Genomic DNA, 26,156 nt, shown 5'->3' with positions numbered 1-26,156 from the left:
CAAACCCGCATTCAATTATACATATATTGCACGGCAAGAGTTTTGAACTTAAGGTTTACAAACGCCCCTGCCTTGCTTAGATTTATTTACAATTGTTCATTTCATTTGAGTGACGCACATGCATATCCATACACTGCAAAAATGGCAGCACCACCACCGCTATAACATTGATGATGACCGCGGCGAGCGCAATACCCGCCGGGTAATTATGCTGACCCTGTCGATGATGGTCATCGAAATCGCGGCAGGCTATATGTTTGGCTCTATGGCACTGCTGGCGGATGGCTGGCACATGGGAACCCATGCGGTGGCGCTGAGCATTACCGCCTTTGCGTACTATTTTGCGCGTAAAAATTCAGATAATCCCAATTACAGTTTTGGCACCGGTAAAGTCGGCGTCTTGGGCGGTTTTTCCAGCGCGGTGGTGTTGGCTGTGATAGCCCTGCTCATCGGCGTTGAATCTGTTCAGCGGCTGGTTTCTCCCCAGCCCATCCGCTTCAATGAGGCCATTTTAGTGGCATTTGTCGGTCTGGTGGTCAATGTCATCAGCGCCTTTTTATTGCAGGAAAAACATCATCATCACCATGGCCATTCTGACCATGATCATAGCCACCAACAAAAATTTCGCGATCACAACCTCAGGGCTGCCTACTTTCACGTGCTCGCCGACGCCCTCACCTCGCTGCTGGCCATCATTGCACTGTTTACCGGCAAGGCATTCGGCTGGGTCTGGATGGATCCTATTATGGGCATTGTGGGCGCAATCATCATCAGCCGCTGGTCTTACAGATTGCTGGTAGACAGCGGCAAGGTGCTGCTCGATCGCGATGTCAACCCGGAAGCCGTAGCGGAAATTCGATCCCTGATAGAGTCGGATGCGGATAATCGCGTGTCGGATCTGCATGTGTGGCGCGTGGGCACCCATCATCTGGCAGCGATTGTGTCCATCGTTACCCATTTTCCCAAGTCACCGGATCACTACAAAAACTTGTTGAAAGACTACGACGAAATTGTGCATGTCACCGTAGAGGTGAATCCAGCCGAAAGCGATCCGTGCCTTGCTGGACAGGAGCAACCCTCTTAGATTCCATTTTGTTGAATTTTTATCCCACCGGGTTCAAAAGTGCTGCTCAAAAGTTTAGAATTCTCCCCGGACCTGTGACCTTAATTTCCTTTGACATATAAAAATCAAGCCAAAACCCTTGACATTTAAATAGGTTAATATTAATTTAATATTAAACTATTTAACATAGAGGTATTATGGCAGCAAAATACAACGGACATAAAAATGAGCGCCGGGCGCTGAACACTTACGTCAAACTTATGCGGGCGGCCGAATCGGTGACCCAGCGCACCCACCAGCATCTATCGTCAAAAGGACTGACGTTAAGTCAGTTTGCCGTGCTGGAGGCGCTGTACCACCTGGGCCCCCTATCCCAGAAACAAATCGGACAAAAAATTCTTAGGAGCAGCGGCAACATTACCATGGTGGCCGACAATCTTGAAAAAAGTGGACTCGTCAAACGTAACCGCTCTGAAGTTGACAGGCGCTATTTCATTATCCATCTTACGAATCAGGGACATAAACTTATCAGCAGCATTTTCCCACGGCATGCCGCTGTGATTGCAGCAGAAATGAGCGTTTTGAGTGAAAAAGAACAGAATACGCTTAGCAGGTTGTGTAAAAAGATAGGACTTGGCAATAAAGCACACAGAACGAGCAAAAGGAGTGAACCATGAAAGTACTGATTGTTTTTTATTCCACATACGGACACGTTTATCAAATGGCAGAGGCGGTTGCTGAAGGCGTCAAAAAAGTGGCCGGCGCTGAAGTCGATATTCGGCGGGTACCGGAGACCTTGACGCCGGAAGTTCTCGAGAAAATGGGCGCGGTCGAGGCCCAAAAAACGTTTTCTCACATACCCGAATGCACGGTAGACGAGCTGGCCCAGGCCGATGCCGTTATCTTCGGCACACCGACCCGATTTGGCAATATGTGCGGACAGATGCGTCAATTTTTGGATGCTACCGGACAACTGTGGGCCAACGGTTCTCTGGTCGGCAAAGTCGGCAGCGTCTTTACCTGCAGCGCCACCCAGCATGGCGGTCAGGAGTCGACCATTCTGAGTTTTCATATCACCCTGCTGCATCACGGTTTCGTAGTGGTCGGCTTGCCCTATGCCTTTCAGGGCCAGATGCGCGTCGATGAGATTACCGGCGGTTCCCCCTATGGTGCCGCAACCATTGCCGGGGGAGATGGTTCGCGCATGCCTACCGAAAATGAGTTAGAGGGTGCACGCTTCCAGGGCAAACATGTGGCTGAAATCGCGTCAAAATTGAGCGTTTAGTCAGCGACTTTGATGATAAATATCGGAAGGGGAAAAATATGACATATCATGTGAGAAAAATGGCGCGTATCATCGAGCCTCGACCGGTGCTTGAAGGCGCCGGCGTGCGATTGATCAGAAGTATTGCCACCGCTGAGCTGGATCATGTCGATCCATTTTTGCTGTTTGATCATTTTGGATCCAGCAATCCTGATGATTACATGAAGGGATTTCCCATGCATCCGCATCGTGGGATTGAAACCGTGACGTACATGATACGAGGGCGTGTTAACCATAAAGACAGCATCGGCAATTCAGGCAGCATCACCGACGGCGATGTCCAGTGGATGACGTCTGGTCGGGGTATTTTGCATGAGGAAATGCCCCAACAGATTGAAGGTGAAATGAAAGGCTTTCAGCTATGGGTTAACCTTCCGGCAAATCTCAAAATGACCGCCCCGCGCTATCAGAATATTACCTCAGAGCAAATACCGGAAGTTCAGCAAGATAATGGCGTCATCATCCGGGTAATCGCCGGTGAAGTCAATGGTGTCAGCGGACCGGTAAAAGAAATCTATGCAGAACCGATCTATCAAGATGTATCCGTACCCCCGGACAACTCATATTCACAGGCAGTTGCCAGCGACCACGCCGCCATTGCTTATGTATTCGAAGGTGAAGGCGATTTTGGTAAAAATGGTGGTGGCCAGGAATCGGTAGTTGGGCACCCACGTCTGATTGTCTTTGGAGATGGGGATCTGGTATCGGTGCAGTCAGGAAATCAAGGCGTAAGGTTCCTGCTGATTGCCGGCAAACCTTTAAACGAACCCATCGTGCGCTATGGGCCGTTTGTGATGAATACTCAGGCAGAGATTCAACAAACATTAAATGAAATTAGGAACGGCACATTTATAAAGACAGATTAGCTGGCGGGCCCGTTTGCAGGTAGATCTATTAGCACGCCGCTTGAACGCCTTAATGTATAAAATCAAGATGTGAAATCCCGCATTATGCGGGGACCCTCGGACAAGACCTGAAGTCTTGAAGTCAATTCCAATAAAACTCCAGATCATTAACAAATTGATCTAAGGATTTGTAAATGATTTACGGTAAAACAATAAAAGAGATTATCATTCTGGTGGGTGTTTCGGTGTTGTTGGCGCTGGTGGTCAATCATCTGTCGCCGAGGGGTATTGCCCTGGTGGGCCAATGGGACACCGCCACAGGGGTGATTACCGCCCAGGCCGCAGATCAAAATAAATATCGCATTGCGGAAATTGACCAGGTAACCGAGGCCGCCAAAATATTTTATACCGGTGATACGCTTTTTGTAGATGCCCGCTCGGCGGAAGACTATGAAAAAGGACATATCCCGGAAGCCATATCATTGCCAGTGGGACGATTTGATCAACGAATTGAATTGTTTATGAATCAGTTCCCGCCGGATCAACCCATCGTTACCTATTGTTCAGGCCGAACCTGCGAGGACAGCCATCAACTGGCCGAGTTACTTTTGGAGGCCGGGTTCACAGAGGTGCGCGTTTTTATCGACGGCTTTCCGGGTTGGGAAGCAGAGGGCTACCCGATTGAATAATTTTACGCTATCCATCATCAATAATAGCTGGATCGAACTGGCGGCCCGCTGGATTTTGGGATTGACCTTTATCTATGCCAGTATTCACAAGATCATCTCGCCGGCGGAGTTTGCCAAAATTGTATATGGTTATGACCTTTTTCCACATGCGTTCATTAATCTGATTGCCATCATCATACCGTTTCTGGAGTTGGTTGCTGGCTTGGCATTGATTGGCGGTATTTACCCGCGCTCGGCTGCCTTTGTCATTGTGGGTTTGCTGCTCGCCTTTATGACGGTTTTAACAATTAATTTGATTCGCGGTCATGAATTTGATTGCGGCTGTTTTGCAGTCAGCCAGAACGAAAATTCCGGTTCTGCCAGAGTAACCCTGGTCCGCGACATCATCTACTTTATCCTGGGTCTGCAAATTGTTCTATTTGATGGTCACCGTAGAACCAGCTTTGGCCGTCTGAGCTCTCAAAAATAACCAAAGATGCCTGCCTGGCGTCCGCCCAGTGGTAGATGAGATAAAATAATTTTACTAGGACAAGCGGCTTCTAAATTTCTTTAATAGCAGGCAGTGGAAATACATGGTTTCCGCTGCCTTTTTTTATTGACAAAAGTATAAGATATCTTTTATATTCAATTAATCAATTGAATACTTAAGGAGTGCATCATGAAAAATCCGAATCGGGCTTTCAAGGATGCGATTTATGAGCAGTTTGCACGTATCGGCAAATCGGTTTCCAGTCCGAAACGGCTGGAACTTTTGGATCTACTATGCCAAAGCCCGCGCACCGTAGAGGCCTTGGCCAAAGAATCCGGCTTAACGGTTGCCAATGCCTCTCAACATCTACAGATTCTGCGCGCTGCTCGCCTCGTGGAGACCGAAAAAAAAGGCTTGTACGTTATCTACCGTCTTGCCGACCAGACGGTTTGTGAATTTTTCCGCGTTATGCGTGTACTTGCTGAGAGCCGGCTGGCGGAGGTGGAACAAATCAAGCGTCGCTTTCTGGAAGGAAAAGAAGGAATGGAGCCGGTAAACCGTGAGGCGCTTCTCGAGCTTGTCCGTAAGGAGGCAGTGACAGTCTTGGATGTACGTCCTGTAGAAGAATACAACGCCGGGCATATTCCCGGGGCCTTATCCATCCCCATTCAGGATTTAAAAGCAAGCCTGTCCAAGTTGCCGCACGATCAGGATATTGTAGCCTATTGCCGAGGGCCTTATTGCGTCCTCTCGATACAGGCTGTTGAGATGCTGCGCGCCAAAGGCTTTCAAGCCATACGACTCGAGGAGGGAATCCAGGATTTGAAAGCCCTTGGATTTCTAATTGAAACGGCCGAAAGATTGACCGATGAAAGACGTTAAAAAATTAATAATCTCACTGATGGCTGTCGCCATCACGATGGGTGTTATCTGGAACGCAAACCGGACTGTTCCTCCAAAAGAGGCCACCTGGGATGATGTTAAGAGCGAGGCCACTCAAGGTGGCTACCAACTGATAACCACGGATGAATTATTCAGGCAGTATAAGGAGGATCCGGAATCTCTGCTTCTGGTGGACACTCGTCAGGAATGGGAATACCGCACCGGACATATAAAAGGCGCCGTCAATTTCCCGATGGAGCCGACCTGGCTGTCCCGCTGGCGTAAAAAAGGCGCTCTTGAAAAATTGCTCGACCCGGACAAATCTCGTTTCACCATATTTTACTGAGCGGGGCTGGCATGAGCCCGTAGCGACTCGGCGGCCCGGGTGGCCGTAAAACTGGGTTATCAAAACGTCTTTCGCGATCCCATGGGCTATCCGGAATGGCATTCCCGGAAGTTTCCGGTTGAAAGCTCCCCGGCCGGTCTGTCTGAAACATCGCTGACCCCCCAACAATCCAAACCCTTACACGGCTGGGCCATTATCTGGACGCTACTGGGCATCTTTGCCGGCGGAATCGCACTGAATCTGACACCGTGTATCTATCCGCTGATTCCGATTACGGTTTCTTATTTCGGCGGCCAGCGCTCTGAGAGTCAGGGAAAGCTGGTCATCCATGGCGCCTGCTATATCGGGGGGCTGGCAACAACCAACTCTGTGCTCGGAGTAGTAGCCGCTCTGACCGGCGGCATGTTCGGCAGTTCACTGCAGCATCCCATCGTTCTCATTCTGGTGGCGTCTGTCCTGATCTTTTTTGCCACCAGCCTCTTTGGGCTCTGGGAAATCCGTCTGCCATATGCTTTATCGCAGGCAGCATCAAAGACATATACCGGCTACTTGGGCAGCCTCTTCATGGGGCTGACATTGGGGGTGGTTGCCTCTGCTTGTATCGGACCGTTTATTTTAGGCCTGCTGACATGGGTGGCGACGATTGGAAACCTATGGATCGCTTTTTCAATCTTTTTTACGTTAAGCCTGGGCCTGGGCCTTCCCCTCTTTTTTCTGGCTCTGTTTTCCGGACAGCTGAGCAAACTGCCTCGTTCGGGTGAATGGATGCTATGGGTCAAAAAGCTGCTCGGCTGGATTTTGGTGGGTATGGCGGCTTATTTTCTTCAGCCGTTATTATCTGAAACCGCAAGAATCTTTTTGCTGGCAGCGGTGGCGCTGGCAGCGGCATTGCACCTGGGGTGGATTGACAGGACCCGGGCCGGATTTCGCGCGTTCGAGTGGCTGCGGGTCGCTGCGGTAACAGTGGGGCTGGTGATGGCCACGATTCTAATCGGTTCATGGTTGCTACGCGGCCCCGGCGTGAGTTGGCAGCCCTATACGGAATCATTGCTGCTGGAAGCCCGGCAGTTAAAAAAGCCGGTGATCCTTGATTTTTATGCCGACTGGTGCGCCCCCTGCCGTGAGCTGGACAACGTCACTTTTCATGATTCTGAAATTGTCAAGCAGGCAGAAAACAATTTTATCATGATCAAGGTTGACCTCACACGCAAAGGTAACCCTGTTTATGAAGACCTTTTACGGCAATATAACGTTAAAGGTGTTCCCACGATTGTGTTTTTGGATCGGCAGGGCAATGAACGAAGCGGATTGCGCCTGGTGGATTTTGTGCCATCCGATCAATTTTTGGTGCACATGGCAGAAATTAGAAACTAGAACTTGAATTTGCACGAGCCCTGTTGAATCCCCTATGGGGGCCGCGAAGCAGCATTCAACAGGGCGAGTCGGAGGTTTTGGTGTGACTTGATCGTTAATTGGTCTAATTATCCGACTTACTTAATCTGCTGCTATTATAAATACTAAAACGTCTCATTAGTTTTAATGCAAGATTCAAGTCATAAAGGGAGGATTTTATGTTAAAGGTCATATTTTTCATGAACCTGCCCAATGGTAAACCCTGAAAGCACTTCAAAAAAATGATGCCCAGGTTGGGCGCAAAATACGATATCGAGATTGAAACAATAGAAAAACCAAAAGACGAATTTATGACCGACGAATATTTTGAGCTCGATCTGCCGGTGGCGCCAGCAGTGATGGTGGGTGATGAAATTATTGTTGAGGGAACCGATATTCGCAAAAGAAAATTGGAACAAGCGATCAACCGTCATCTGGAGCGCTTGCCATAAGCGGTGATGGTCGGCGCGTCAACCCGGCTCGCATCATGCGACTGACCACCAGATGGTGAAAGGGGCGAATCAAGTTAAAATACAGCGGGCCGGTCCAGTGTTTGTAGTGTACAATGGTGGCCACATGAAAGCGTTTGCGGTTTTCGGCTATAGGTTCGACGACAACGCCCAAAAAAGCTTTTAAGTGTTTATCTTGCGGTGTCTCGCTGACCCAATAATGTTCCTCTTTTGCCAATCGCACGGTAAAGAAGGTGACCACATCACCCACCACAAAGGACACATCATCCGGCTGCAGGCTCGGCAAAACTTCCGGTGCTTCGTGCGCCACTAATCCCAGGATCTTCACCAGAGCGCTCCGAATACGATAAAGCAACACAATCCACCAAGGATAGTAAGACAGCATTGACGCCACAAACCGACGCAATGATGTTTTGCCTTCGATGGTCTTAATATCGATATAGTTTGATCCCTCAAACAGCGGGGCTATTTCCGGGATGTCAACAGTGAAATTCATTTGGGCGGCAGGGTGTTGACAAAATCTTTGGCCTTGTTCAGCCAGGCTCTGAGTTGATCTTCGCTTTTAAAGCCCCGATCTTCAAGCATCACCCAACCTTTCATGGGTTTGCCGGTGATATCAAACGGTCGCGAATACGTCTTTTTTAACGCTTTGACAGACGCCTCTTCACCCAGCCGCAGGATGAGATAATCTTTATAAACCCCGCAAACCATGTTTCCATTCAGCAGGTGGCAGACCCCGCCGAACATTTTTTTGGCATCGGCATTTTTCCAGCGGCTGACAATCTTTCTGATCCGAGCATTGATCTCTTCATTATATGGCATCTGTTTTTCCTTTTTTGCAACCTTGATAAGCTAAGATGTACAAAAACTCATCAATCTCGCGAAGAATCGATGGCGATGTCAGAATATAGCTCGGTTTTTGCGTCGATCAAGGTCATGTTGTTTTCTGTAAGGCGCTATGCAAAGAGATTACCCGCATGGCAGATTGTGGCCTGATATTTGGGATGACCAGCAACCCATCCTTAGAATTTACTGACTTTGTATATGTAATCCCTAATACCAGGCCACAGGCAACTTGTAAATCATGGCGCCTGTACAAAAATTACATGGCCGCCTCATCGATTATTAGTCAAACCTTTGGTTCTTGCCTGCCTCAGACGGGTTAGATACATTTTTGATAAAGGTTCTGGTTACCAGATGGTAATTTAAGTTTCAACCCAGTAACCCCAGCTCACACCACGTGTTCTCTTCCAGAAATTTCAAACTATTCGTATCTCAGCCTAAGTTTTTAATAATTCATTAAATCTGATCCTGATTTTTAGAACCCGCCGTCTGCAACGCTGCCATGGCTTAAATCTTGCTCTTTTTCGCTCCGGGGAAATTTTCATTTTCAATTGTTTCTACATAATCAGACCGGCAGGGCAAAGCAAGACCAATTGGGCTGCCCAAGCCAAAGGAGGGGAATGGTTATGTTGCACAGCAATTTATTGAAATCCAAATTTATTCCACTAAAGATCTTTTTATTTGCAGTAGTTACATTATTTTTTTTGGCAAGCGCCGCTACAGTCTTTTGTGCCGAAATCCTTTTGATTACCGGCACAAGACCTTATGCTGGCGACGCTGCCATATTGGAAAATCTTGAAAGCCGAGGTTTCTCAGTTAGTGTCGTCTCAGACCGTGATGCCAGCATCAGCGATGCCCTTGAAAAAGACCTGGTGGTTATTTCTGAATCAGTTTACTCCAAAAGAATCAATACCACCTTTCGAAACCTCCCTGTTCCCATTATTGTATCCGAGCCCTGGCTATTTCATTACATGGGTATGGCCGGATCAACATATGGCACTGATTTCGGTAATGCCCGGCGTCGTTCCGCGATTACCTTAACCGAATTTCCGCACCAAATGACCGCCGAAATGACGGGTAGCGTCTCCATAACCTATCGGCGCCGGGCTTTGGCCTGGGGTTTGGCAGGCAAAGGGGCTATTAAAATTGCGACCTTGATCGATGATACCAACCGCTGTCCCATTTTTGCATATGATAAAGGAGCGCAGATGCCCGGTATGGTTGCGCCCGACAAGCGGGTCGGCTTTTTTTTGCACCGCAATACCGCAGCCTATCTGACACCCGAAGGCTGGGCATTGTTCGAGGCGGCGGTGGATTGGTGTTTGATGCCGGTTCCGCCGGTGCCGGTTACGTTCACCATTGTCAGTGATCAGAGCTGGAAAGCCTGTGCAGGTGAGGGATGTAACAACGTCAAGATATGGCCGGCAACCCCTGAAGCCCCTTCCCACTGGAAGCAGGCGGCGACCGGATTTGCGCATCTAAAGCATCCCTCAGAAATGCGCCCGGACACCGAAGCCGAAAAGATGTGGTTCTGCCCACCGGGGGTTGATCCGCAAAGCAGCAGTATTCCGTCGATGGCCTACTTTCATAAAACCTTTAATCTCCCCTGTAACCCACAACAGATTACCAAAGCGTTAGCATATGTGGCCAACCCGGGAAAATTGAGTTTGTATATTAACGGCCATCCCATTCTGGTGGAGGGCCCCACACTCGGTGAGGGCGGTAAGCCGCGCGTGTTCAACATTCGCCATGCTTTGCAAGAAGATCATAATGTCATTGCCATCGTCGCTCAATGCGGTGAGGCTGCTAAAAAGTATGTTTTCTTGGATATGGCCATCGAAGCGATGATGCAAGCCACAAATGATACGGCCTCCATGGATAAGACACTTCTGGTGGTGGGGCGTACACTGCCAAACTATAGCGACCGTCAAATCAAAATGCGCCTGGAACGTTCAGGCCACCTGGTTGAGGTTATCGATGACAATCAACTTGAACAGGCCGAAATGGCAGACCTGAAATTGATAGTCATTTCTGAATCGGTATGGTCGCAGTTGGTGGGTGAACGGTTTACGTCCATCGATATACCGGTGATTTGTTTTGAGTCCTATTTATATGATGATCTGAAAATGACCGCAGCACAGCCAAAGAAAGATTACGGGAATTGGCGGCGCCAGGACACGATTTATCTTAACACCGTGGATGAACCCATTGCGGCAGATCACCAGGGCCAGGTACGGGTGACTTCTCGCAGCAGAAGCGTCGGTTGGGGTATCCCGGCTAAATCGGCAACCATCATCGCTTTCCTGAACCGTTTTTCAGACAAGGCAACCATCTTCACCTATGATAAGAATGCCCAATTGGTGGACGGAATGCCTGCCCCGGCTCGACGCGTGGGCATGTTTCCGCATAAAAATTCAGCCAAATGGTTTACCGATAGCGGTTGGGCGCTGTTTGATGCAGCGGTTGTCTGGGCAACACAGGAATAACAGCCTCGTGTTCAAATTAAACTGCCGCAGCGGCAGCCCATCTGCTGTTGCGGCATTTAATTCAATGCTAGCGGGTCTGTTAAATCGCAGACCCGCCTGTGGGAGCGCTTGACGTCATTTGCATGCCCGGTGCATCAACCGGCCGTTCCAAAAAACCAAACTTTTTGTAAAAAGCACTTTTGCCTTTGGCGGCAAACAGCCAGATGACCCGGATATCCTGCGCACGGCAGTATTCGATTAACTTATTCAACAGGGTGCTGCCGATGCCCTGCCCCTGGCAGGCGGGGTTGACAATCAGATCACAGATCAGGGCATATAAAACCCCATCGGATATAATGCGCCCGAAGCCAACCAGCTGATTGTTCTCATAGGCAGAGAGCACATACCAGCTGTCGGAGATGGCGCGGTGCAGCTGCTGCGGGCTGGCTTTATAGGATTTGTTCCAGCCGGTGGTTTCAAACAGTTGATCGTAATCGTCGGCCGGTGGCGGTTGTTCATGATAGGCAATCACAGAATCGCTCATGATGACACCCCTATTGATGATCTCAAATCATTAAAACAACATTATGGCGAAAAAACATTTGATGTTCATAGGGCAGGTTGGCAGACACCATAATAAACTACACCATTATTTTCAATACCATTGAGATGTCTGGTATGGAACCCGTTACAGGGTGACATTAAGGCAGGTCAAATGCGCACATCAATCGATATAGGCTTGACAAAATGGCACATTACGATTGGGTTAAATCAAATGCTCCGTGACAAAATCAGGACCGGTCGTGACGGCTAGCTATCTTTTTTTTCCGATTGCTTGTCAGAAAGATATTCATTTAATTTCTGTAATTCTTTGTCTTCTGGATTGCTGAAGCTGGCGCCCACATGAATCTCTTCCCCGGTATCGCGCATGTGCTTGGCATTGCAATCGAAGTGCAACAAATCCGTCCGGCCGGGTACCTGCAGCTCAAGGCCGAATTCAGGCAATTTACCAACCGATGAAAACCGAACATCGGAACTCTTCGGGTAGGTGATTAAAGCACCGCCCAGAGACAGATCCAGCACAACCCCGGGCACTGCTTTTTGGGTTTGGCCTTCCGTGAAGGTTGTCTCTGTGGGTACCGTAATTTTTTTGCGATTAAACTGACGTCGCTCGACCCCGTAATCCGCGTCACTGAGAAATCCTTCCCGGGTCAAATAATCCATGATGATTTTGTCCATTAATGAGGCCACAGAGCGCTGCTCTTTGTTCGATGCCCGTTGAAGCGCCTCGCGGACTTTGCTGTTCATTCGCAGAGAATAGATTTTATCTTTTTTCATTGACTGGTTACCTCCCAACAAAAATAGCCGGACCACCGAAAATCTGGCAACCCGGCTATCCGCCTCCGACGGACCCGTGGCTTTCCGTCCCCATCTTGCGAAGGGTTTGGCTTTTTCAGGAAAGAAGGATTAAATTTAGACCAATTATATATCATATGCATTACAATGTCAATACATAAAATGGGGTTTTTATATCAGCTAGTCGACGGCAACCAACTATTGGTATAACCAGCATTTCACTATTATTTAATCCTTGGCGCACCTGTGATCATAGCCCAACAGGATCAGTTGACATTTTAAATAAGCAACTTAACTTAACGTCACCTAATTTTAATAAGATTAACAGTTGCGTTCAAAGAACGCTCAGAAATGGAGTATGCACGATGGCGTTTGAAACCAAAGAACAGGTTCTGGAACGGATAATGTCTCGCGAAAAGCCCTTATGTCCGCATTGCAGTGAAGAGATGAACCTATGGGAGGTCCCTCCGGTGTCTGTAGGCGATGGCCTCGGCTGGGGAACGCCTTATCTGTATATCTGCTTTAATGACAGCTGTTCTTGTTACGAGTCCGGCTGGGATCACATGAAGGAAAACTATGCTCAGAACGCTTCCTATCGCTGCATGAACTACCCAGGGACCGAAACATTTGAAATCATGCCGGTTTTCAGCAGCATGGGAGGCCGCGGCCAGGTCATCGATGACCAGGTAATAGCTGAGCAGGAAGCCCTTAAAGAAGCGACCAAAAAAGGATTTTCAATCCTGGCGGATTGCTATGTGAGCAAAGACGGGCCCCAGATTCTCAAAATCCTGCTCGATGTCACCGAGCCGGTTCGCGTCAGGGTTAAGGCCGCAGAGATGATCGGAGACATCGGTGAACTGGAAGCCATCGAGCCTATCCAGAATGTCAATTTCGGCAATCAAATTCTGCAGGAAACAGTCGAAAACGCTATTTCAAGTATTCACAAAAAATTCTATACCCGCGAATGCCCCTTTTGCGCCGAGATTATCAAGAAAAGGGCCAAAGTCTGCAAGCATTGTAGCAAGGATGTCGCCGGCCTCTAAATTGGCTTTAAAACCTCATCTTTTGCTCGATAACTGTGTTGCAAAAGGGCTAAAAATGCTCGCGTACTATCGTGTACGCTCCGCTTTTGACCCCTTTCGCGCCTTGTTATCAATCAAAATCTGATATTTTAAAGCCAATTTCATTTATTTTTTCATATCATTTTAATATATCTTTCCAGTAATATCTTATTGCCCTGAGCCAAGGGTAGGTTCTAAAAAAAGTAAGAAATTGAGAAAAAAAGTTTAAGGTTCTTGTTAAATTACCGATATTTATAGCATGAAGAAATTAGACCGCAGAAAATTCCCCAGGATAAAAGTCTGTAATCCGGTTGCCTACGATTGTTTGGACAAAGATGGTGTTCTGTGCGAGCAAAATATGGGAATTGCCCTGGACATCAGCCAAAACGGCATTCTGCTGGAAACTGCCCAGATGATTCAGCAAAAGAATATCTATCTGGTATTTGTTGACCTGGAAGATAACATGACCCGGATCATCGGAAGGGTGGTTTTTTCCGTCAAGAACAAAGACGGAAATTACAAAAGCGGAATCAATTTTCAGGGCGAATCCGATGAAAACATCGCCTTTGCAACTCGTTTATTTCAAGCCTATCAGCAATTTGAATCAGAGCCCATTGTGATCAATGGCGCCCGAGTTTAATTTCCAACCTATTTTTGAAACCGTTCGCCTTGCGCCCTACGTCAAATTTCGGCTCACATTAACGTTCATGCTGTCATAGGTTCGAAAAATTAAGCCTTCGCGCTCCCGTTTTGCTTCAGGAAAGGGCTGCAGGTTCAGCTTGTTAAGCTGCTCGTGAGCCTGTTCTTTTGAAGGAATGGCTTCCAGCCCCTCTGCCAGCTTACGGCCGGAAACCGTATCCAGCACAATTGCGGTTTTCCCGTCAGATACGACACTCAGCGGAATTTGAGCATCCCCCACAAGCCGGGCAGCCGCTAAAATTTCTCTTTCCCGTGAGCCTAAAGAAGCCGCGGCACATTTTATGGCCATAAATCGGCTGGCGCCGCCATCGAGGCTGACCACAAGGTCTATTTGCGAGCGGTAGGTTTCACCTGCAACGCTGATTTCAAGGTCAACATCGACTTCGATATCTGCTTTGGCATACCCTTTTTCATTGACCAAGAATTTTTCCACCTTCTGCCTGTTTTCCTCAGCCCCGACATTGGGAATTTCCTTACCGGTCACAAAATCGGTTATCATGGAGTAGGGTTTTAGCGGTTTTATCATCTCAACATTTCACCACAGAGCTCACAGAGAACACAGAGAATTAAGTTTAAATTAATGCGTTCACCACGGGCTCCCCGATATAAGTGCATTTTCTTATTTGTTTGAGTTTTGCAGCTTTTTCAGAATCGGGGTTTCAACTCGTTTGGCATCCACCCACAGGCCCTCGAGGTCGAAGAACTCACGCACCGGCTCGTAGAATATATGAATGACCACATCTCCGTAGTCCATTAGCACCCAGTGGCCCTCGCCGGTGCCTTCAACGCTGAGGGGTTTGATTTTATGCTTTTTTAAATGGTCAATCGCCGCGTCTGCAATTGCGTTTACCTGGCGGTTGGATTGTCCGCTGCAGATGATAAAAACATCGGCGATGGAGGTCAGGTTCTGGACATCCAAAACCACTAAATTCAATGCTTTCTTTTTCGTTACTGCTTCTATGAACACATCAAGCGCAACAGCCGCGTCTCTGCTCATGTATAGAGTCCTTTTTGATGTATATATTCTGCTACCGGGGCGGGAACCCAATTGTCGATGCTTTGATTTTGTTTAACAGCTTGCCGGATTTGTGTCGATGAAATATCCAGCGCCTGGACATCACAGACGTAAACAGTCTGCCTGCCTTCTGAAATGAAGGCCTTTTGAGTTTTTGAAAACCGGTATTCCGCCGCTATTTTAAAGGTAAGGTATTCCTGCAGGATTTTCCAGCCCTGCTGTATATTTTGATTCGGATGTTGGGGACGCCCCATGATGATCATGGGAATCTGCTCGAGTAATTCCCGGTAAGATTTCCAGGTATCAATTTCAAGGAAAGCATCCAGTCCCATAACCAGAAATATGCTGGCATCATCAGACTGGGTGCCTTTAAAATGGTAAACCGTATCAATTGTGTAGGATGGCCCGCTGCGCTGCAATTCGACATCCGAAACGGTTATACCGCCATTGTCGCCGATTGCCAGGCGGATCATCGCAAGACGGTCATCGGCACTGGCCACCGCTACGGGTGTTTTATGCGGCGGCAATGCGGCTGGAATCAAAAAGATATGATCCAGGCTATAAATGTTTTTAACCTCTGATGCAGCCCGCAGGTGCCCCCGATGAATGGGGTTAAACGTGCCGCCGAATAATCCAATGCGCATAGTTTTTCAATACCATATCCATTGAGTCCGAATCAAACAATTGCTTATACAGTTGTTATATGCCTGGCTCAGACCGCTCTTGTCCCATCACCTTTCGTCCGATTTATCCAGTAGCTCAATGGTTTGTGACATCAGGCGCTTGACGCCCTGGTTTTCTTTAGCCGAAATCAAAAAGACCGGTTCCGGATCCAGTGCGGCAACAAAAGCTTCTGCCGCCTCAGGGGCACCCGGCAAATCCATTTTGTTGAGGGCCACAATTTGCGGCTTTTCGGTCAATTGCGGATTAAAGGAAGCCAATTCCCTATTCACCGTTTTAAGGTGATTGCGCGGATGTCGCGGATCAATGGCTGCGGCATCGATCAGATGAATTAAGATGCGGGTGCGCTCAATATGCCGCAGAAATTGAGTACCCAGACCGGCCCCCTGATGGGCGCCTTCAATCAAACCGGGAATATCGGCAACCACAAACGGGTCGCCCCATTCGGTTTCGACAACACCCAGTGTGGGAGTTAGCGTAGTAAACGGGTAATTGGCAATCTTAGGGGAAGCGGATGAAATCACGCTGATCAAAGTTGATTTGCCGGCGTTGGGCAGGCCGATGATGCCAACGTCAGCCAAGAGTTTGAGCTCCAGTTTCAGATGGCGGATTTGTCCGGCTTCACCGGGTTGAGCAAAACGGGGTGTTCGATGGGTGGATGTTTTAAAGCGCGCATTGCCCTGGCCGCCCCGGCCGCCTTTTACGACCGTATAAGATTCACCGGCAGAAATAAAATCCTTAAGAACTTCGCCGGTAGCGGCGTCTTTGACAAGGGTGCCGGGTGGAATTTCGATGATCAGGTCCGGGCCGTTTTTCCCGGTCTTTTGCTTGCCCTGACCATGAGCGCCATTTTTGGCTTTAAACTCGCGTTTGAATTGAAAGGGATAGAGGGTGCGGCGGCGCAATGAACTCTTTAAGATTACATCTCCGCCTTTTCCGCCATCACCGCCGTCCGGGCCGCCGCGGGGAACATGTTTTTCACGTCGCAGACTGACGCATCCCCGCCCGCCATCACCGGACTGCAAGGTGATTCGTGCTTCATCAATAAATTTCACTCGGCATATACGCTGACTTTTTTGCGTGAGCGACCGACTCTTTCGTAGGCAACAATGCCGTCGATCTTGGCAAAGAGGGTATAATCCTTGCCGATGCCGACGTTATCCCCCGGATGAATCCGGGTTCCCAATTGGCGTACAAGGATATTACCGGCTTTAACCTTTTGGCCGCCGTAGCGTTTAACACCACGCCGTTGGGCGTTGCTGTCGCGCCCGTTTTTGGAACTTCCTGCTGCTTTTTTATGAGCCATGGCTGCTGCTCCTTACGATATGTGTCAATATTTTTGGATGCTTCGTTAGCTTTTGTCTTTGGGTTTCGTCGCCGCTTTCTTGGGAGCCGCTTTTTTAGCGGCTGCTTTCTTGGGGGCTGCCTTTTTGGCAGCCGCTTTCTTTGGAGCTGCCTTCTTGGGCGCAGCCTTTTTGGCAGCCGCTTTCTTGGGGGCTGCCTTGGCCGCGGGCTTTTTGGTCTCTTTTGGCTTGGCCGCAGCTTCCGGCGCCTCAGCAACCTTTGCTTCAGGCGTCGCTTTCTTCTCCACGGGTTTTACTTTTTCGGCCGCAGGTTTCTTGGCGTCGCCTTCAGGTGCAGCCTTCTTGCCGGCCTTTACCCCTTTGGCTTTGATGCTGACTATTTTAATATCCGTGTATTGCTGCCGATGCCCTTGCTTGCGGCGATAGCGTTTGCGGCGCTTATATTTAAAAACAATAATTTTTTTTGCTTTGCCTTGTTCGACAATTTGACCTTCCACCGTCGCATCAGCCAGAACGGGTTGGCCGATATTGACATCGGTTCCGTCGGAAATCATCAAAACCTGGTCAAATGTCACCGGGCTTCCGACCTTACCTGAAATCTTCTCAACCCGCAGCGTTTCGCCTTCTTTAACTTTATATTGTTTGCCGCCTGAAGTCACTACCGCGTACATTGAATTTGCCTCCTTAAAAATGTCCGACTTTTCCATCATCCTAAAACCACGAATAATTAATCTTTCAGATAAATTTGTCAAGAAAAAGTTGAATTTTGATGCAGAATAAACATATTATCGATGGACGGTTTCAATCGTATAAATCTAAACGGTACAGGAGTATAAAGAAATGTTTATTGCAAGCTTGGGCCAGGCAGAGGATATCGATACACAGCAGGCGGTTGAGGCTGCGGTCAAACAGTGCCGGCAGCATCTAAACGGCCATATGCCGCAGGCCGGAATCGTTTTTGCCGGCATCAATTTTGATCATCGGCTGATGCTTGACCACATCAACAGCAGTTTCCCGGACTTGGCGCTAATCGGCTGTACCACCTCCGGCGAATTTTCATCCAGTTACGGGTTCAGCGACGATTCGATCGCCCTGATGGTCTTCTACTCAGATCAAATTGAAATCAACGCCGGGATCGGCCGTCGTTTATCGGAAAATCCAGATGCTGCGGTTAAAAGCGCCGTCAAACAGGCCAAAAAGGGATTGACCAAACCGGCATCAATGTGTTTGGCGTTGCCTGACGGGTACAACCGCTCATTTGATCCGATTATGAAAAGGCTCAATCAGGAGCTCAGTCATGGCTGCCCGGTTTTTGGCGGTGCTGCCGGCACCCTCTGGCATGAAAAAGATATTATTTATCAATTTTATAAGGATGAAATTTTGCAAGACGCCATCCCGATTATGGTATTCGGCGGACCGCTCGAATATGCATTTTCGATTGCCAACAGCTGGAAACCCGTTGGAAAGCGGGCCAGGGTTACCGCGGCAGAGGACCGTACCGTTAAAAGAATCGAAAATATGACCGCAATCGAATTCTATCAACATTACCTGGGTGATCATACAGAGCCAGCCCGCGAATTCGTTCTGGCGGTGTTCGAGGAAAACAGCGAGCGTTCTTACTTGCGCGCCCCGATAATTTATAACCCGGATGGCAGTATTACCTTCTCGGAATCAATCCCCGAAGGCTCGACTGTTCAGCTGACCGAGGCCATCCGTGAATTTTTAATTGATGATACCAAAACATCTGTAAAAAAACTGATGGCTGACGATTGCGAATTTCAGCCGACCTTCGGATTAGCCTTCTCGTGCGCATTTCGCAAAGATGTTTTGGGCACTCAGGTCGGGGAAGAACTCAAAATTTTGCAGGACCACCTGCCGGCACAGTTGCCGCTGAGTGGATTTTATTCATTTGGTGAGATCGCTCCTCTGGTCAAAGGCCAGGATAGCTTTTTCCATGGGGCCACCCTGGTCACCCTGCTGGTCGGTCAGGGTAATGGAGAAGTTTTAAAACGCGATGAGGCCGAATTTTTGCGGCCACTCGGCATTGAGCCATCAAAAGCGGCCGAAAGTCATCAGGATGAGCAGCAGGAGATTGCGCAGCTAAAGCAAGCCAATGAATTCTTGACGAGAAAACTGAACCGCTCAGAAATCTATCGCCAGCGCTTGGAGGAGATTAAGGATTTCAATTCGCGCATGCACCATACAATCATCCAGGAGGTCGAGGAGGCCCGCCAGGAAATTCAGCAAAAAGAAGCGGCCTTACGAAAAAGCGAGGAAAAATACCGTCGCATTGTTACCACTGCCGGCGAAGGCTTTATTTTAATGAATCAAGATCTGGTCATCACGGATGCCAATCAGGCCTACTGTCAGATGATCGGCTACGCCAAAAATGACATTATCGGCAAAACACCATTAGATCTGGCAACCGACGATTTTAAACAATTTATGCAGATCAACCAGGAAAAAATTCTGTCCAAAGAATACCGCCGGTTCGAATGCTCTCTGGTTGCCAGGGACGGCAGAATCATCCCGGTCCTTGTTCACGGCAATACGTTACGCGACGATAGCAATAACATCATCGGGAACATGGCTTTTGTGACCGACATGACCGAACAAAAAAAGGCGCTGGCGCTGGCGGCCGAGGTTCAAAAAAGTCTTCTTCCCCAGGCAAGCCCCCAGGTTCAAGGCCTCGATGTGGCCGGCAAAAATGTCTCCTGTGAGGAAATCGGTGGGGATTATTTTGACTTTCTGGGAAAAAAAGAATATCCCAACGCGCCGTTTAGCATCGTGGTGGGTGATATTACCGGCCACGGAGTGGATGCCGCGTTGCTGATGACCTCAGCGCGCGCCTTTTTGCGCATGCGCGCCGCACAGTCCGGAGATATTTCTGACATCATCTCTGAAATGAACCGTCATTTAGCCCTGGATGTTTTGGATACGGGACGCTTTATGACCCTATTTTATATGACCATCGACCCGCAAAATGAGCATCTTCAATGGGTGCGTGCCGGCCATGATCCGGCCGTCCTTTTTGATCCGGCCCAAAATACATTTGAGGAATTAGCCGGCACCGGTATTGCCTTGGGGGTCAAAGATGATTTTCGATATGAAGCCTATAATAAGACCGGGCTTTCCGATGGGCAGATCGTTGCCATCGGCACAGATGGGATCTGGGAGGCCTGCAACCCCAATGGGGAAATGTTCGGTAAAAAACGATTTCAGAAAGTGATCCGGGATTGTTCAAAAGAAGACGCCAATCATATACTGGGCGCCGTTTATGATGAGCTGGACCATTTTACCCGGGGGCTCAAATCTGAAGATGATATTACACTTGTAGTCGCAAAAGTCCAAAACTGAATTTTGAATGAAAAGTAATGAGAAATAAAATTTTTTTAGAATAAAAATTATCGTTTAACTCGAAGCTGTTTCAAAAATAGTAGATCACGCTCAAAGGCAAGGCGAAAACCGATTCAAAAGTGGAGCATACACGATAGTATTCGAGCATTTTGAATCGGTTTTTAATCCGCCACAAATATTGGCGGACCATTGGGCGCCTGCCCGCCTCTGGCGGATTATTAAGGCCGGGGCATAGTTCACTATAGCCCCGGCCTTAAGTGCCTTGCATATGAAAGCCTACAACTCGTTCAAAATTCAGTGACAATAAAATTTGAATGAAAAGTAATGATCGCTTCTTTCAGAAGCGATAGGTTTCAGGTGTTCCGCCGCAGGCGGATTCAGGTGTCAGATTCCGATTATCCGAATTTAAGGTGGGTGTTACCTGTACCTGATTTGCCCCGCAGAGGCTGATTGATTTTCGGTTTCCTCCTCCTCAGAGGAAACCGAAAAAATGAAAAATCTCTCTGGGCCCTCTGCGTCTCGAGCGACCAAAGGGAGCGGGTGTGATATAAGGATCAGTTGCGGCGTGTATCGGAAGAACTATCGCATTTCGGACAGCAATCAGACACCACCGGCAGCGGCTCAGCCAACGTTTTCTTCGTCTCAGATAGGGTCTCTTCCTGCTTTGCGGCCGGACTGAAGCGTGCCCGCAGCGCCTTCCAGATGGGTTTAACCGACATTCCCAGTATCATCAGCGCACCGATGACCCCCGCCCAACGGGGCACAATTTCCGACGCCTGGCCCACTACGGCCTGGGCCGATATCCCTAAAGAAACATATACCTGATCAACGATTAAACCAAACACAACCGCGCATACTGCAATGGATGTCAGGTAAATGGCAGTGGCCCGCTTGCCCAGCACACCGGTTAAGACCGTTAAGGAGGCGATGTTGGTGGCCGGCCCGGCTAAAAGAAATACCAGAGCGGCGCCCGGGCTGACGCCTTTTAGAATCAGGGCTGCGGCAATCGGGGTGGAGGCTGTTGCGCAAATATACAACGGAATGCCCACCGCCAGCATGATCAGCATGGCCGGAAGGCCGGCGCCCAGATATTTACCGAACATGTCTGGCGGGATCAGCACCGTAATCAATCCGGCCAATATCATTCCGATCATAAACCAGCCGGCCAGATCATTCCAGAGATCATCGACGGCAAAACGCATGCCGGCAGCAAGTTTTTCCCCGAAGGTGTGATGCAGGCGGTGCTCTTCTGGTGAGCAATTCTCCCCGTCGCAGCAGCCATCCACCGGACAGGTCAGATCCGGTGTGATGCGGGTGGTTTCATTTTTGGGCCCAAAAAGGTTTTCGGTAATGCCGGCCACCGCCGCGGTGATAAAAGCCACCACCGGGCGCGCGACGGTCATGATGGGATCCAGCAAAGCATAGGTGATGGAAATGGAATCCACCCCGGACTCCGGGGTTGAAATTAAAAATGCAGTTGTGGCGCCATTATTGGCACCCTGTTTGCGCAGCGACACGGCTGCGGGCAGCACACCGCATGATCACAATGGGATTGGAATACCAAAAAAGGCTGATTTCAGGACCGATTTAAACCGACCCTGCCCCAGATGCCGGGTGATCGAGCTGGGATTTAAAAATACCCGCAGCAATCCAGCCACCAGCAATCCGAACAAGATGTAAACCGAAGCGTCAACGAGTAGATGCCACGTCGCCAGCAATATTTCAAATATGAAATTCAATTTTCTTCCTTAGTTTTGTTTTTTTTAATGAATGTTTTTTCGATGCATAGATAAGGAATTTTTTCGATAGGCAAGGCCGCACAAGGGTTTACAAAGAGGCGTACTCGTAGTACGTCGAGGAAGTAAACCCGCGGAGAACACAGCATATCGGAAAAAGGCCTATTTAGGCATCGAAAAATTACTCGGAGACATGCTCAAGCCCCACATTCAACAACTCCGCCACATGCTCATCATCCAGCGAATAATAGATCACCTGACCATCACGGCGGCTTTTGACCAGGGCCAGATCGCGAAAACGCCGAAGTTGATGGGACACTGCTGACTCGGTCAGACCCAGAAAGGCCGCCAGGTCACAAACGCACATTTCCACGTTTTTAAGCGCCATGACGATCTTCAGACGACTGGGGTCTCCCAGGATCTTGTAAATCGAGGACAGCCGCTCAATTTCTTTTTCTGATACGGTGTCTCTGCGCGCCTGTTCAACCCTATCAAGGTGGATCACCCTGATTTGACAGTCATCCCCATCCAAGCATTGCGCTTTTACAGTACTCATATCCACTCCTTGAATATATGAACATATATTCATATAACCTCTTTACATCCTTTTGTCAAGGCTTAAAATCTGTTGAGCCGGTTTGCCCGTTGCCGGTTGTGCCGGTTTTAAAAAAGGAACAATACCGAGTTTTACTTTTTAAAAGAGTTAACGGGTAATGGGCTCAATTCCGTTTCACGGGAACCATCACAGCCAACTCAACCGGCCAACCCTTACTATGTGGATGCATTTTTTAACAGGTTCTTAACAGTAACGTAACTTTATGATAACAATATTATAATATTTTCCTTGGCCAGGGACAAATATTAGAATTGTGTTAGCATCACTTCATAACCCAACAGCAAAGGTAAATTAAAAAATGGCAAAGGAAAAAATATTGGTCGTTGATGATGAGGAGGATATTCTCGAACTTGTGCGCTACAATCTCTCCCGCGAGGGATATCAGGTCACCGGGACGCTGACCGGGGAAGATGCGCTGCGCAAAGTTCGTTCAGATCCATTTGATTTGATCGTGCTGGACCTGATGCTGCCGGGCATGGATGGATTGGCGTTTACCAGAACCGTTAAAAATGATGCCCGACTGCGCAGCATCCCCATAGTGATGCTGACCGCCAAAGGCGAAGAAGCCGACATCGTCACCGGACTCGAGCTAGGTGCCGATGATTATATAACCAAGCCCTTCAGCCCCAAAGTCATGATCGCCCGCGTGCGCGCGGCCCTTCGTCGACACAAAGAAGAGCCGCAAGATGAAATGGCCTTGGTGAAAATCTATGACATCGAAATCAATCCCGGCCGGCGCCGTGTTGTGGTCAAAGGAGAGCCCGTTGATTTAACCTACACCGAATTTCAGGTGCTCTTGCTGTTGGCCAAGCGGCCCGGCTGGGTATTTACCCGCTCTCACATCGTCAATTCGATCCGCGGCAACGACTACCCGGTCACCGACCGCAGTGTGGATGTACAGATCGTGGGGCTGCGCAAAAAACTCGGCGCCCATGGAAAATATATCGAAACCGTACGGGGAGTCGGGTATCGGTTTAAGGAGTCTCCATGAAAAAGCGTCAACGCCTGCTGTGGCGGCTTTTTCCTTCATATTTACTGATTACCCTTATTTCATTGCTGGCCGTTAGCTGGTATGCCTCCGAGGCCATGCGCCAATTTTTTCTGGACCAGACCGCCACTGACTTGAAGGCCAGAGCGGCCCTACTTGAAAAGCAGATATCAGGGCTGCTGTCACCATTGGATGCCGCTGCCATCGATTCCATCAGCAAAGAAGCCGGAAGGCTTTCGGCCACTCGCATCACTGTCATCCTGCCGGATGGCAAAGTCATCGGAGATTCGCGAGAAGCACCCCACCTGATGGACAATCATGCCAACCGGCCGGAAATCATGACCGCACTGGCCGGTCAGACCGGAAAGTCCATGCGCTTCAGCAATACGCTCATGCAACAGATGTATTATGTTGCTGTACCGGTCAAAGATCGCCAGAAAATTGTGGCCGTACTGCGCACGGCATTGCCGGCCACTGCGGTCGAAGCTGAAATCCGATCCATTCGACTTAAAATCGCCCTGGGTGGATGCATTATTGCTTTGCTGGCGGCGGGTATCAGCTGGGTCATCTCCCGCCGCATCAGCCAGCCGATCGAGCAGATGAAAAAAAGTGCCGAACATTTTGCCAACGGTGATTTGAGCCATCGCCTGACACCGCCACAGACCGAAGAAATGGGCGGACTGGCTGACGCCATGAATCAGATGGCCGCCCAGCTCAATGATCGAATTGAAACCATCATCCGCCAGCGCAATCAGCTCGAAACCGTGCTGGCCAGCATGTTGGAAGGGGTGATTGCCATCGACACCGAAGAGCGCATTGTGAGCATCAACCAGACGGCTGCCCGGCTTTTTGAAAAAGAACCGGCAGATTGCCAGGGAAAAAGCATTCAGGAAATCATCCGCTCTCCGGCATTGCAGCAGTTTATCCGCGCAGCGATCAGTAACACAAACCCGACTGAAGAAGACATCACGGTATTTCAAAATGAAGAACGCGTGATCGGTGTCAAAGGCTCACCTATTTTCGACGCAAATCAAGATCAAATCGGCACTTTGGTAGTATTTCACGATGTAACCAAGCTGAGGCGCCTGGAAAACATGCGGCGCGATTTTGTGGCCAACGTCTCACATGAAATCAAAACGCCCCTGACCGCCATTAAAGGATTTGTCGAAACCTTGCAGCAGGGCAAAGTTGAAAAGAAACAGGAAAAGGAACGCTTCCTGGGTATTATTCAAAAACACGTAGACCGCTTGGATGCCATTATCGAAGATTTGTTGGCGCTGTCACGAATTGAGCAGGAAGACGATAAGAAAGAAATTCAATTTGAGTCAGTTAAAATTGCGGATGTGTTTCAAGCCGCTATCCAATTGTGCCGACCAAAAGCCGAAAAACAAAATATCCATATTAACCTTGACTGTGAAAAAGACACCACTGCCTTATTGGACCCCGCCTTGATCGAGCAGGCGGTGGTGAATCTGCTTGATAATGCCATTAAATTCAGTGAACCGGGAAGTACGATTCATGTCAAGTCCCATCACCAGGGAAACGAGATGATCCTCAGTGTTCAGGACCAGGGTATCGGCATTGCCCAAAAGCATCTGCCGCGCCTCTTTGAGCGCTTCTATCGGGTCGACAAGGCGCGCAGCCGCAGCATGGGTGGCACCGGCCTGGGGCTGGCCATTGTTAAACATATTGCCCAGGCCCACGGTGGGCATGTTACAGTTGACAGCAAGCTCGGTGAAGGCAGCCACTTTAGCATTCACATTCCTCAAAAAGTTTAGTCACAATTCAAAGTCATTTCAAAGCCGGCTACGCTGCACTTATATTCAGCCCTCATGATTAAATAGCGCGTGTGTAGCAGCCAATCCTATTTTAACCATATAAAATCATTGTATAAATTTTAATTTAGTGATTTTATACCGAGACTGCGGTTTATCATTGATTTACCGCACCCAACATGCTATTGCCTCGCCAACCATTTCAACCATTCAGGAAAATATTGAAAACTGACGAATGGACCTGCCTAAAAGCTGAGATAAATAACCGACATTTCTACTAAAGACAGTGACTCACGTATAGAACAAGAGCATGGGATCTGAATACACCGTACTGATCATCGGATACATTTTCGGATTTTACATGGCCTGGAATATAGGTGCCAATGATGTGGCCAATTCAATGGCATCTGCGGTCGGCGCCAAAGCGATCACGATTCGGCAGGCCATATTCATTGCCGGAATTTTAAATATTGTCGGCGCTGTTTTTATTGGTTCGCATGTCACTAAAACGATCCGCAAAGGAATCGTTTCAACTGATATTCTTACCGACCCACATATGGCGCTGATTGGCGCGTTATCCGCTCTGCTGGCTGCTGCTTTGTGGGTATCTTTTGCCACCTGGAAATCACTACCCGTCTCCACCACCCATTCTATCGTGGGGGCCATGATCGGCTTTGGCATCATGGCCGGCGGATTTTCGGTGATCAACTGGGGCAAACTCGCCGCAGTAGTTCTAAGCTGGGTAATTTCCCCGGTATTTGCCATGGTCATCGGCTTTTT

General features: G+C 48.8%; 29 protein-coding genes, 1 pseudogene and 1 riboswitch. Of the genes and pseudogenes, 18 read left to right on the top strand and 12 right to left on the bottom strand.

Annotated features, from left to right (window positions below):
• Positions 1-118: 118 nt before the first annotated feature.
• From dmeF to QNJ26_11165, 10 genes are all read left to right on the top strand, one after another.
• Positions 119-1,084, top strand: coding sequence for a CDF family Co(II)/Ni(II) efflux transporter DmeF (gene dmeF / locus QNJ26_11210; protein MDJ0986103.1), 966 nt, complete (start codon positions 119-121; stop codon positions 1,082-1,084).
• 176 nt (positions 1,085-1,260) lie between these two features.
• Entirely contained in the window at positions 1,261-1,740 is a 480-nt protein-coding gene (locus tag QNJ26_11205; protein ID MDJ0986102.1) for a MarR family transcriptional regulator, read from the top strand.
• Positions 1,737-2,348, top strand: a complete 612-nt coding sequence (wrbA, locus tag QNJ26_11200; GenBank protein ID MDJ0986101.1) for an NAD(P)H:quinone oxidoreductase — start codon at positions 1,737-1,739, stop codon at positions 2,346-2,348. The genes QNJ26_11205 and wrbA overlap by 4 nt, the downstream gene beginning before the upstream one ends.
• A gap of 38 nt (positions 2,349-2,386) precedes the next feature.
• Entirely contained in the window at positions 2,387-3,253 is an 867-nt protein-coding gene (locus QNJ26_11195) for a pirin family protein (protein ID MDJ0986100.1), read from the top strand.
• A gap of 173 nt (positions 3,254-3,426) precedes the next feature.
• Positions 3,427-3,921, top strand: a complete 495-nt coding sequence (locus tag QNJ26_11190; protein MDJ0986099.1) for a rhodanese-like domain-containing protein — start codon at positions 3,427-3,429, stop codon at positions 3,919-3,921.
• A complete protein-coding gene (locus QNJ26_11185; protein MDJ0986098.1) occupies positions 3,914-4,390 on the top strand; it encodes a MauE/DoxX family redox-associated membrane protein in 477 nt (158 codons plus the stop codon). Before QNJ26_11190 ends, QNJ26_11185 begins: the two co-directional genes overlap by 8 nt.
• Positions 4,391-4,579: 189 nt before the next feature.
• On the top strand, positions 4,580-5,272 hold the full coding sequence (locus tag QNJ26_11180; protein MDJ0986097.1) for a metalloregulator ArsR/SmtB family transcription factor: 693 nt from the start codon (positions 4,580-4,582) through the stop codon (positions 5,270-5,272).
• The gene (locus QNJ26_11175) at positions 5,259-5,618 is read left to right on the top strand and encodes a rhodanese-like domain-containing protein (protein MDJ0986096.1); all 360 of its coding nucleotides are present in this window, start codon (positions 5,259-5,261) and stop codon (positions 5,616-5,618) included. Before QNJ26_11180 ends, QNJ26_11175 begins: the two co-directional genes overlap by 14 nt.
• 39 nt (positions 5,619-5,657) lie before the next feature.
• Entirely contained in the window at positions 5,658-6,992 is a 1,335-nt protein-coding gene (locus QNJ26_11170) for a cytochrome c biogenesis protein CcdA (protein ID MDJ0986095.1), read from the top strand.
• 260 nt (positions 6,993-7,252) lie between these two features.
• Entirely contained in the window at positions 7,253-7,462 is a 210-nt protein-coding gene (locus tag QNJ26_11165; GenBank protein MDJ0986094.1) for a hypothetical protein, read from the top strand.
• Here QNJ26_11165 and QNJ26_11160 read toward each other — a convergent pair.
• A complete protein-coding gene (locus tag QNJ26_11160; GenBank protein ID MDJ0986093.1) occupies positions 7,434-7,976 on the bottom strand; it encodes a DUF2867 domain-containing protein in 543 nt (180 codons plus the stop codon). The two genes, QNJ26_11165 and QNJ26_11160, sit on opposite strands and share 29 nt — an antisense overlap.
• Positions 7,973-8,302, bottom strand: coding sequence for a TfoX/Sxy family protein (locus QNJ26_11155; GenBank protein ID MDJ0986092.1), 330 nt, complete (start codon positions 8,300-8,302; stop codon positions 7,973-7,975). Before QNJ26_11155 ends, QNJ26_11160 begins: the two co-directional genes overlap by 4 nt.
• Before the next feature lie 647 nt (positions 8,303-8,949).
• Between QNJ26_11155 and QNJ26_11150 the strand changes: the two genes are divergently transcribed.
• Complete coding sequence (locus QNJ26_11150) at positions 8,950-10,809, top strand: hypothetical protein (protein ID MDJ0986091.1); 1,860 nt, start codon at positions 8,950-8,952, stop codon at positions 10,807-10,809.
• A 79-nt stretch (positions 10,810-10,888) separates the two neighbouring features.
• Here QNJ26_11150 and QNJ26_11145 read toward each other — a convergent pair whose 3' ends face one another.
• Both QNJ26_11145 and QNJ26_11140 read right to left on the bottom strand, forming a co-directional pair.
• Positions 10,889-11,332: a GNAT family N-acetyltransferase gene (locus QNJ26_11145; GenBank protein ID MDJ0986090.1), complete on the bottom strand. Its 444-nt coding sequence runs from the start codon at positions 11,330-11,332 to the stop codon at positions 10,889-10,891.
• Between the two features lie 266 nt (positions 11,333-11,598).
• On the bottom strand, positions 11,599-12,126 hold the full coding sequence (locus tag QNJ26_11140) for a PilZ domain-containing protein (GenBank protein MDJ0986089.1): 528 nt from the start codon (positions 12,124-12,126) through the stop codon (positions 11,599-11,601).
• Between the two features lie 42 nt (positions 12,127-12,168).
• Positions 12,169-12,247, bottom strand: a riboswitch (cyclic di-GMP riboswitch).
• 262 nt (positions 12,248-12,509) lie between these two features.
• On the opposite strand from QNJ26_11140, the gene QNJ26_11135 reads away from it, so the two are divergent.
• Together QNJ26_11135 and QNJ26_11130 are read left to right on the top strand one after the other, a co-directional pair.
• Positions 12,510-13,187, top strand: a complete 678-nt coding sequence (locus tag QNJ26_11135) for a zinc ribbon domain-containing protein (GenBank protein MDJ0986088.1) — start codon at positions 12,510-12,512, stop codon at positions 13,185-13,187.
• 277 nt (positions 13,188-13,464) lie between these two features.
• Complete coding sequence (locus tag QNJ26_11130; GenBank protein ID MDJ0986087.1) at positions 13,465-13,845, top strand: PilZ domain-containing protein; 381 nt, start codon at positions 13,465-13,467, stop codon at positions 13,843-13,845.
• Positions 13,846-13,881: 36 nt separating this feature from the next.
• Here the strand turns inward: QNJ26_11130 and QNJ26_11125 are convergent, their stop codons facing one another.
• The 6 genes and pseudogenes from QNJ26_11125 to rplU form a co-directional block, all read right to left on the bottom strand.
• Positions 13,882-14,430 (bottom strand): type I restriction enzyme HsdR N-terminal domain-containing protein, encoded by a 549-nt coding sequence (locus QNJ26_11125; protein ID MDJ0986086.1) that lies wholly within the window; start codon positions 14,428-14,430, stop codon positions 13,882-13,884.
• 93 nt (positions 14,431-14,523) lie between these two features.
• Positions 14,524-14,901: a ribosome silencing factor gene (rsfS, locus tag QNJ26_11120; protein ID MDJ0986085.1), complete on the bottom strand. Its 378-nt coding sequence runs from the start codon at positions 14,899-14,901 to the stop codon at positions 14,524-14,526.
• A complete protein-coding gene (nadD, locus tag QNJ26_11115; protein MDJ0986084.1) occupies positions 14,898-15,563 on the bottom strand; it encodes a nicotinate-nucleotide adenylyltransferase in 666 nt (221 codons plus the stop codon). Before nadD ends, rsfS begins: the two co-directional genes overlap by 4 nt.
• A gap of 87 nt (positions 15,564-15,650) precedes the next feature.
• Positions 15,651-16,655, bottom strand: coding sequence for a GTPase ObgE (gene obgE, locus QNJ26_11110; protein ID MDJ0986083.1), 1,005 nt, complete (start codon positions 16,653-16,655; stop codon positions 15,651-15,653).
• Positions 16,652-16,906, bottom strand: coding sequence for a 50S ribosomal protein L27 (gene rpmA / locus QNJ26_11105; protein ID MDJ0986082.1), 255 nt, complete (start codon positions 16,904-16,906; stop codon positions 16,652-16,654). The genes obgE and rpmA overlap by 4 nt, the downstream gene beginning before the upstream one ends.
• Before the next feature lie 375 nt (positions 16,907-17,281).
• Positions 17,282-17,575: pseudogene (gene rplU / locus QNJ26_11100) on the bottom strand (50S ribosomal protein L21).
• A 169-nt stretch (positions 17,576-17,744) separates the two neighbouring features.
• Here rplU and QNJ26_11095 point away from each other — a divergent pair.
• Positions 17,745-20,261, top strand: a complete 2,517-nt coding sequence (locus QNJ26_11095) for a SpoIIE family protein phosphatase (GenBank protein MDJ0986081.1) — start codon at positions 17,745-17,747, stop codon at positions 20,259-20,261.
• 554 nt (positions 20,262-20,815) lie between these two features.
• Here QNJ26_11095 and QNJ26_11090 read toward each other — a convergent pair.
• Positions 20,816-21,778 (bottom strand): SO_0444 family Cu/Zn efflux transporter, encoded by a 963-nt coding sequence (locus tag QNJ26_11090; GenBank protein MDJ0986080.1) that lies wholly within the window; start codon positions 21,776-21,778, stop codon positions 20,816-20,818.
• Here QNJ26_11090 and QNJ26_11085 point away from each other — a divergent pair.
• Positions 21,696-21,941: a hypothetical protein gene (locus tag QNJ26_11085; protein MDJ0986079.1), complete on the top strand. Its 246-nt coding sequence runs from the start codon at positions 21,696-21,698 to the stop codon at positions 21,939-21,941. The genes QNJ26_11090 and QNJ26_11085 overlap by 83 nt on opposite strands.
• Before the next feature lie 237 nt (positions 21,942-22,178).
• Here QNJ26_11085 and QNJ26_11080 read toward each other — a convergent pair whose 3' ends face one another.
• On the bottom strand, positions 22,179-22,553 hold the full coding sequence (locus QNJ26_11080; GenBank protein ID MDJ0986078.1) for a metalloregulator ArsR/SmtB family transcription factor: 375 nt from the start codon (positions 22,551-22,553) through the stop codon (positions 22,179-22,181).
• 358 nt (positions 22,554-22,911) lie between these two features.
• Between QNJ26_11080 and QNJ26_11075 the strand changes: the two genes are divergently transcribed.
• The 3 genes from QNJ26_11075 to QNJ26_11065 all read left to right on the top strand — a co-directional run.
• Entirely contained in the window at positions 22,912-23,604 is a 693-nt protein-coding gene (locus QNJ26_11075) for a response regulator transcription factor (GenBank protein MDJ0986077.1), read from the top strand.
• Positions 23,601-25,379 carry an ATP-binding protein gene (locus tag QNJ26_11070; protein MDJ0986076.1) on the top strand — a complete coding sequence of 593 codons (1,779 nt, stop codon included), beginning with the start codon at positions 23,601-23,603 and terminating at the stop codon, positions 25,377-25,379. Before QNJ26_11075 ends, QNJ26_11070 begins: the two co-directional genes overlap by 4 nt.
• A gap of 307 nt (positions 25,380-25,686) precedes the next feature.
• Positions 25,687-26,156, top strand: a 470-nt coding sequence (locus QNJ26_11065) for an inorganic phosphate transporter (GenBank protein MDJ0986075.1), incomplete at its 3' end; no start/stop codon positions are given.

This window comes from Desulfobacterales bacterium (assembly GCA_030066985.1).
Lineage (GTDB): Bacteria > Desulfobacterota > Desulfobacteria > Desulfobacterales > JAHEIW01 > JAHEIW01.
This window is presented reverse-complemented; position numbering and strand designations above follow the sequence as displayed.